Below are 7,176 nucleotides of genomic sequence, written 5' to 3' on the forward strand. Positions count from 1 at the left end.
CATGATTTGCACTATGCGAACTGGATTTGTAAGGGAGCATCAGCGACCTGGAAATCCAGTGAGTCAGTGACAGCAGTGGGTGCACTATGCGAACTGGATTCGTAGGGGAGCAAAGCGACCTGAGAATCCAGTGAGTCAGTGACAGCAGAGGATGAAGGAGCAAAGCGACACGCAAAATGTAGTGAGTCGTTTCCCCTCTGGGGACACAACCTTTCTACACAACCTGCGGCGCAGCCGCGCCCCTTCTGCCTCAGAGAGCATAAAATTCAAATCAGCCCCTTGGCTCCCGCAAGTCTTCTTTCTGTTTCCGAAACCAGTTCTTCCACGATTTCTTCCACCGGCTGGATTTTTGTGAGGTGGGTGAGGGACATGCCGGCCAGGACGAAGCCGTTTTCCGTGTCTCCTTCCACCGCCCCTTTCCTTGTGGTGCCGGTGGCCAGGGCGATGAGCTCTTCCAGCGGGGCGCCGCTGTATTCGGCTTTCAGGTATTTTTCGGAGAAGGCATTCTTAATGCCTCTTACACTGTCTCCTGTGGTGAAGCCGGTGACGGTGGAGTCTGTGTCCTTTGCCTTGATAATGGCTTCTTTGGCTTTGGGGTGGAGGCGGCATTCTTCGGCAAGGAGGAAGCGGGTGCCCATCTGTACGCCGGAGGCGCCCATGATGAGGGCGGCGGCAATGCCCCTTCCGTCCACAATGCCGCCGGCAGCGACTACGGGGATTTCAATGTCCGGCAGCACGTTTTCCAGAAGGGCCATGAGGGTGAGTTTGCCGTCGTGGCCGCCGGCTTCCATGCCTTCTACCACCAGGGCGTCGGCGCCGGCATCCTGTACCCGTTTGGCCAGTTTCACATTAGGCACCACGGGAATGCATTTCACGCCGGCATGGTGAAGGTCGTCAAACCAGGGCACCGGGTTTCCTGCCCCCAGGGTGACGAAGGGAACTTTTTCATCGCAGATGACCTGGGCCACGTCGTCCTTGTTGGGAGCCTGGAGCATAAGGTTTACGCCGTAGATGCCTTTGGGGCCCAGGATGTCCCTGGCCCGGCGGATATTGTCCCTCACTTCGTCGGTGGTAAATCCGCCGGAGCCGATGACGCCGGCGCAGCCTGCATGGGCCATGGCGGCGGCCAGGACGCCGTCGGAAATGTAGGCCATGCCGCCCTGGATGATGGGGTAATCAATGGATAATAGTTCTGTCAGTTTTGTTTTCCATGCCATAATGATTCCTCCTGTTTTGGAAATCTATGTTTCTGCCCTTATTATATCCGTTTTTTGCGAAGATGGCAGGTTTACATGAGGAAATATTTTCCCTTGACTCAGAAAAAATTCATACGGGAAAATCATAGAAACTGGCGGCAATATGAGTATTCTATATCAGACCTTTGACGGTCCCCCTGCGCATCCTTTTCTGAGCCCGATTTCATGGATTTTTTTACATTTTTATTCTGCAAAGGATGGGGGATAAGAAATTTTATTGGTATACTTTTTGAATATAGAGTATGCATATTACAGGAATTTCGGATAGATGTTGTAGTATTAATGCCGGCGTGATATACTGTAAAAGGTAAGACTTGACATGATTCCGCACTTTTTAATGGATGGAAGTGATATGGTTGAAAGAAGATTCTTTAATGATGCTCCTTCTGCCTGAAATGATGACGGAGGCCCAGGAGCGGTATGAGATTCTTCGGCAGATTCATGACACGGGACCGGTGGGAAGGCATCTTCTGGCTATGCAGACGAAGCTTTCTGAAAATGTGGTCCGCAGACACATTGAAAAAATGGAAGAGGCAGGTCTTCTTTTTACGCGTCCTTCCGGCATGAGCCTCACCACCAAGGGAGAATCACTGATTGAGCCGCTGGCTCCCTATTTCCAGAAAAGTCCGGTGCTTTCGGATATGGAAATAAAGCTGCAGAGAATTCTTTCCATGGAAAGGGTTATCGTGGTGAGAGGGGACTCTGATGATTCCGGCGAGGTGAAAAATGAAATCAGCCAGGAAGCGGCGCTGGTCCTTCTTCGTATCATTCGGGACGGCTTTGTCATTGCCGTAGGGGGAGGTCCGGTGATTGCGGGTATGGCGGAAGCTCTGCCGCCGCTCCATATGAGGAGCGATGTGATTCCCGCCCGCGGGGGCTTTGGAAACAGGGTGGAATATCTGCCCAATTTCGTGGCAGCCCGCATGGCGGAAAAGCTGGGCGGCGAGTACCACATCATTCATATTCCCGACGGACTGAGCCCGGAGCTTTTCCTGAAGGTTAAAAACGAGCTTCCCCAGCTTCGGGAAGTGGAAAAGCTGGCGAGCCGGACGGATGTCCTGGTCACCGGGGTAGATGTGCCGCAGGACCGGTCCAAGTGGACGGAAATCCCGAAGGATGTGAGGGAAAGGCTGGTAAGGGAAAAGGCGGCTGGCGAGGCCCTGGGCTTTTATGCCGACAGGCAGGGAAAAGTCCTCTACCGACTCTACAACGCCGGTATTTCCCGGGAGGATATTTCCTCCATTCCCCATGTATTGATTGCAGCCGGAGGCAGGCATAAGGGCGAGGCCATTCTGGCCATGGCCAGGGCCGGAGTCCGGGGCACATTGATTACCGATGAAGGGGCAGGAAAGGAAATCATAAAGGTTATAGGTGAAGGCAGGTAAGGAAAGAATGCTTTCGCAGGTACATAGTCAAACACAGGAGGGTACTCACATTATGACAAAAGTAGGTATTAACGGATTTGGCAGAATCGGCAGACTGGTATTCCGCGGCATGCTGGACAGGGATGACCTGGACGTAGTGGCCATCAATAACCCCAGCGGCGTGGAGACAGCTGCTTATCTCCTGAAGTATGATTCCGTACACGGCCGTCTGGGCAAGAAGGTGGAAATCGACGGAGACGACCTCATTATCGAAGGAAAAAGGGTGCATGTTTTCCACGACCGTGATCCGGAACATCTGGACTGGAGCGCCTATGGCGTGGAAATCGTGGTCGAATCCACAGGCAAACTGAAGGATAAGGTCAGCGCCGGTAAACATATCAGAGGCACGGTGAAGAAGGTCATCATTACTGCTCCCGGCAAGGATGACGATGCCACCATCGTCATGGGGGTTAATGAAAACACCTATGATCCGGAAAAGGACAATATCATTTCCAATGCTTCCTGCACCACCAACTGCCTGGCACCGGTGGTGAAGGTACTCCATGAAAAATTCCACATCAAGCGGGGCCTTATGACCACCGTCCATTCCTACACCAATGACCAGGCCATTCTGGAAAAAGCCCACAAGAAGGACCCCAGAAGAGGCAGGGCTGCTGCTGAAAACATCATCCCCACCTCCACCGGCGCTGCCAAAGCCATCGGCATTGTCATTCCGGAACTGAAGGGCAAGCTGAACGGCCTGGCTATCCGCGTTCCAACCCCCGACGTTTCCCTGGTGGACCTGGTGGTAGAACTTTCCAAGACCGTCACCAAGGAAGAAGTGAATGCAGCCCTCAAGGAAGCTTCCGAAGGAGAACTGAAGGGCATTCTGGCCTACACCGACGAACCGCTGGTATCCAGCGATTTCCTCACCACCGACGTAAGCTCCACGGTGGACAGCCTCCTTACCATGGTAATGGAAGGAAACCTTGTCAAAGTCATTGCCTGGTACGACAATGAATGGGGATATTCCATGAGAATTATCGACCTTGTTAAGTACGTAGCTTCGAAAGGACTTTGATTATGAATAAGCAGACCGTATATGATTTGAAACCGGAAGGGAAAACAGTGTATGTCCGGGTGGACTATAACGTGCCCCACGATAAGGACGGTCACATCCTTGATGACCGCCGCATCAGGGCCACCATTCCCACCATCCGCTACCTCCTGGACCATGGAGCAGCGGTGGTGCTGGCAAGTCATATGGGACGGCCCAAGGGAGCCGTAGTGAAGGATCTGTCTCTCGCACCGGCTGCTAAAAGGCTGTCGGAAATCCTGAACCAGGAAGTGCTTTTCTCCGATGACTGCGTGGGAGAAAAGGCTTCTGCCATGAAGAAGAGCTTAAAGCCGGGACAGGTGCTCCTTCTGGAAAACCTTCGTTTCCACAGGGAAGAAGAAAAGAATGATCCCGCCTTTGCCAAAGCTCTGGCAGACGGATGCGATCTGGCAGTGAACGATGCCTTCGGCGTATCCCACCGCACCCATGCTTCCGTAGTAGGCGTGGGCCGGCTCATGCCCATGGTTTCCGGCCTTCTTCTGAAGAAGGAAATCGATTTCCTGGACGGAGTCATTGAGCATCCGGAAAGACCCTTTGCAGCCATCATCGGCGGCGCAAAAATCAGCGACAAAATCCAGGTCATTGCCAACCTTATGGAAAAGGCGGATGTCATCCTCATCGGCGGCGGCATGGCCAACACCTTCGTAGCGGCCCAGGGCTATGACATGGGCCAGTCCCTGCAGGACAGAGACCGCTTCGACCTGGCAAGAAACCTGATGAAGAAGGCCCATGAAATGGGTTCGGAAATCATGCTTCCCGTGGATTTCATGGCCGGCGACTCCTTCTCTGAAAATGCAAAGACGAAAGTGCTCTCTGCTTCCGAATTTAAGAGCCCCTGGATGGCGCTGGATATCGGCCCCAGGACCATTGAGCTCTATGTGGAAACACTGAAAAAAATGAAAACCGTAGTCTGGAACGGGCCTATGGGTGTATTTGAAATGAAACCCTTCGCCAAAGGCACCTTTGCCATTGCTGAAGCCATGGCAAACCTTGATGCCACCACCGTCATCGGCGGCGGCGAATCGGCTTCCGTGGTGGACCAGCTGGGCATTGAGGACAAATTCTCCCACGTATCCACCGGCGGCGGCGCCTCCCTGGAAATGCTGGAAGGCATGGTTCTTCCCGGCGTGGCAGTTCTGGCGGATAAGGAGTGATTCTGTTTGAGGAAAACCCTGATTGCAGGAAACTGGAAAATGAACCTTACCGTCACCGAGGCGGAATCATTCTTCAAATCCTTCAAGATACAGAAAAAGGAAGGGGTGGAACTGCTATTCTGCCCGCCCTTCACCGACATTCCCATAACCCGTTTCTTTCTGGAACGGTCATCCATTCTCTGGGGCGCCCAGAACGTGTATCCCGAGGACAAGGGCGCCTTTACCGGCGAAATTTCCGCTCCCATGCTGAAGGACCTGGGCTGCAGCTATGTCATCTGCGGCCATTCCGAAAGACGGCAGATCCTGGGCGAAAGTGATGAACTGGTGGCCCGCAAAGTAAAAGCCGTACTTTCCCATGACATGATCCCCATTCTCTGCGTAGGGGAAACGGGGGAGGAAAGAAAGGAAGGCCAGACGGAAGAAAGAATCGGAAGTGAAATCCGAACCGCCCTCTTCGAACTTTCCAAAGAAGAGGCAGCCAAAGTGGTCATTGCCTATGAACCGATCTGGGCCATCGGATCCGGAAAGGCAGCTACGCCGGAAGACGCTGAGGAAATTGCATCCTTCATCCGTAAGACCGTGAAAGAAACGGCAGGTAAAAAAGCGTCCGAAGAAGTCCGCATCCTTTACGGCGGCTCCGTGAACGGAGACAATATGTCCCATTTCCTGAAACAAAAAGACATCGACGGCGCCCTCATCGGAGGCGCCAGCCTGAAGCCTGAAACCATGATTGATATTTACAGCAAAGCCTGACATATAGGAGGAATAAAGCATGGCAGCAATTACCGATTTACATGCAAGAGAAATTCTGGATTCCCGGGGAAACCCTACAGTTGAAGTAGAAATGACACTGGAAGACGGCACCTTTGCCAGAGCCGCCGTTCCCTCCGGTGCCTCCACCGGCATGTTTGAAGCCACCGAACTCCGGGACGGCGACAAGAGCCGCTACAACGGCAAGGGAGTCCTGAAAGCTGTGAACAATGTGAACAGCGACATCGCCGATGCCGTGCTTGGCTGGGATGCCAGCGACCAGAGAGGCCTTGACCATATCCTCATCAACCTGGACGGCACCGAAAACAAGATCCGCCTTGGGGCCAACGCCATTCTGGGCGTATCCCTGGCAGCTGCCCATGCAGCAGCCGCTTCCGCCGGCCTTCCCCTCTACCAGTACCTGGGCGGCGTCAATGCCCATAACCTGCCGGTACCTATGATGAACATCATGAATGGCGGCGCCCACGCAGACAACAACGTGGATATCCAGGAAAGCATGATCATGCCCGTAGGCGCTCCCAGCTTCCGCGAAGGCCTCCGCATGTGCGCTGAAATCTACCATGCCCTGAAGGACGTATTGAAGAAAAAAGGCCTCTCCACCGCTATCGGTGACGAAGGAGGCTATGCACCGGACCTTCCTTCCAACGAAGCAGCCATGGAAGTCATCTGCGAAGCCATCGAAAAAGCAGGCTACACCGCAGGCAAAGACGTAGTCCTTGCCACCGACGTGGCAGCCTCCGAACTCCTGGGCGACGACGGCCTCTATCACCTGGCAGGAGACCATGCCGCTAAAACCGCCGATGAAATGATTGCCTTCTACGAAAAACTCATCGACGACTACCCCATTATCTCCATCGAAGACGGACTGGGTGAAGAAGACTGGGACGGCTGGAAGAAACTCACCGACGCCCTGGGCAAAAAAGTGCAGCTCGTAGGGGATGACCTCTTCGTAACCAACACCAAACGCCTCTCCAAAGGCATCCACATGGGCGTGGCCAACTCCATCCTCATCAAACTGAACCAGATCGGTACACTCACCGAAACCTTCGAAGCCGTGCAGATGGCCCAGAGATGCGGCTACACCGCTGTCATTTCCCACCGCAGCGGTGAAACCGCCGACACCACCATTGCCGACGTGGCAGTAGCCCTGAACGCAGGCCAGATCAAGACCGGCGCCCCCGGACGTACGGAAAGAGTGGCCAAGTACAACCAGCTCCTCCGCATCGAAGAAGACCTGGACGCAGACTCCTACTACGGCAGCAGCGCCCTGAACCATAGAATGAAACGGTTTGAATAATAGAAAAAATAGAAATATAGAGAAACCCCCGGCGGCCTGCCGGGGGTTTTCTGTGGCAGCAAAAACCTTTACCACCGCGCCTGCGGCACGAGAAAATGCACCCCCTTCTGCCGCCTGTGGCGGCGTCTCTCCAAGGGAAAGCGTCTCACACGATTCTCAGACATCGGGCCGGATATCGAAAGGAAGGCGCCTTAATGGGCAGGCTAGGCGCCAACTT

General features: G+C 54.0%; 6 protein-coding genes. 5 read left to right on the plus strand and 1 reads right to left on the minus strand.

The features are described from left to right. Positions 1 to 266: 266 nt before the first annotated feature. On the minus strand, positions 267 to 1,217 hold the full coding sequence (locus B2Y11_RS08280) for a nitronate monooxygenase (protein WP_291057986.1): 951 nt from the start codon (positions 1,215 to 1,217) through the stop codon (positions 267 to 269). Between the two features lie 395 nt (positions 1,218 to 1,612). Here B2Y11_RS08280 and B2Y11_RS08285 point away from each other — a divergent pair, with 395 nt between their 5' ends. Genes B2Y11_RS08285 through eno form a run of 5 tightly spaced genes read left to right on the plus strand, consistent with a single transcriptional unit; the run spans position 1,613 to position 6,959 of the window. Continuing rightward, a complete protein-coding gene (locus B2Y11_RS08285) occupies positions 1,613 to 2,641 on the plus strand; it encodes a sugar-binding transcriptional regulator (RefSeq protein ID WP_291057987.1) in 1,029 nt (342 codons plus the stop codon). A gap of 49 nt (positions 2,642 to 2,690) precedes the next feature. Then, positions 2,691 to 3,701 (plus strand): type I glyceraldehyde-3-phosphate dehydrogenase, encoded by a 1,011-nt coding sequence (gap, locus tag B2Y11_RS08290; protein ID WP_414630740.1) that lies wholly within the window; start codon positions 2,691 to 2,693, stop codon positions 3,699 to 3,701. A gap of 2 nt (positions 3,702 to 3,703) precedes the next feature. Next, the gene (locus tag B2Y11_RS08295; protein ID WP_291057989.1) at positions 3,704 to 4,891 is read left to right on the plus strand and encodes a phosphoglycerate kinase; all 1,188 of its coding nucleotides are present in this window, start codon (positions 3,704 to 3,706) and stop codon (positions 4,889 to 4,891) included. Between the two features lie 6 nt (positions 4,892 to 4,897). Beyond that, positions 4,898 to 5,644 carry a triose-phosphate isomerase gene (gene tpiA, locus B2Y11_RS08300; RefSeq protein WP_291057990.1) on the plus strand — a complete coding sequence of 249 codons (747 nt, stop codon included), beginning with the start codon at positions 4,898 to 4,900 and terminating at the stop codon, positions 5,642 to 5,644. 19 nt (positions 5,645 to 5,663) lie between these two features. Further along, on the plus strand, positions 5,664 to 6,959 hold the full coding sequence (eno, locus tag B2Y11_RS08305) for a phosphopyruvate hydratase (protein WP_291057991.1): 1,296 nt from the start codon (positions 5,664 to 5,666) through the stop codon (positions 6,957 to 6,959). Positions 6,960 to 7,176 lie beyond the last annotated feature (217 nt).

Source organism: Dialister sp. UBA1703 (assembly GCA_002320515.1).
In the GTDB taxonomy this organism is placed as follows: Bacteria; Bacillota; Negativicutes; order Veillonellales; family Dialisteraceae; genus Dialister.

What these genes read in the sequence shown, in the direction of transcription:
- eno (WP_291057991.1), top strand. Translation starts at nt 5,664, where the DNA reads ATGGCAGCAATTACCGATTTACATGCAAGAGAAATTCTGGATTCCCGG.
- B2Y11_RS08295 (WP_291057989.1), top strand. Translation starts at nt 3,704, where the DNA reads ATGAATAAGCAGACCGTATATGATTTGAAACCGGAAGGGAAAACAGTG.
- B2Y11_RS08280 (WP_291057986.1), bottom strand. Translation starts at nt 1,217, where the DNA reads ATGGCATGGAAAACAAAACTGACAGAACTATTATCCATTGATTACCCC.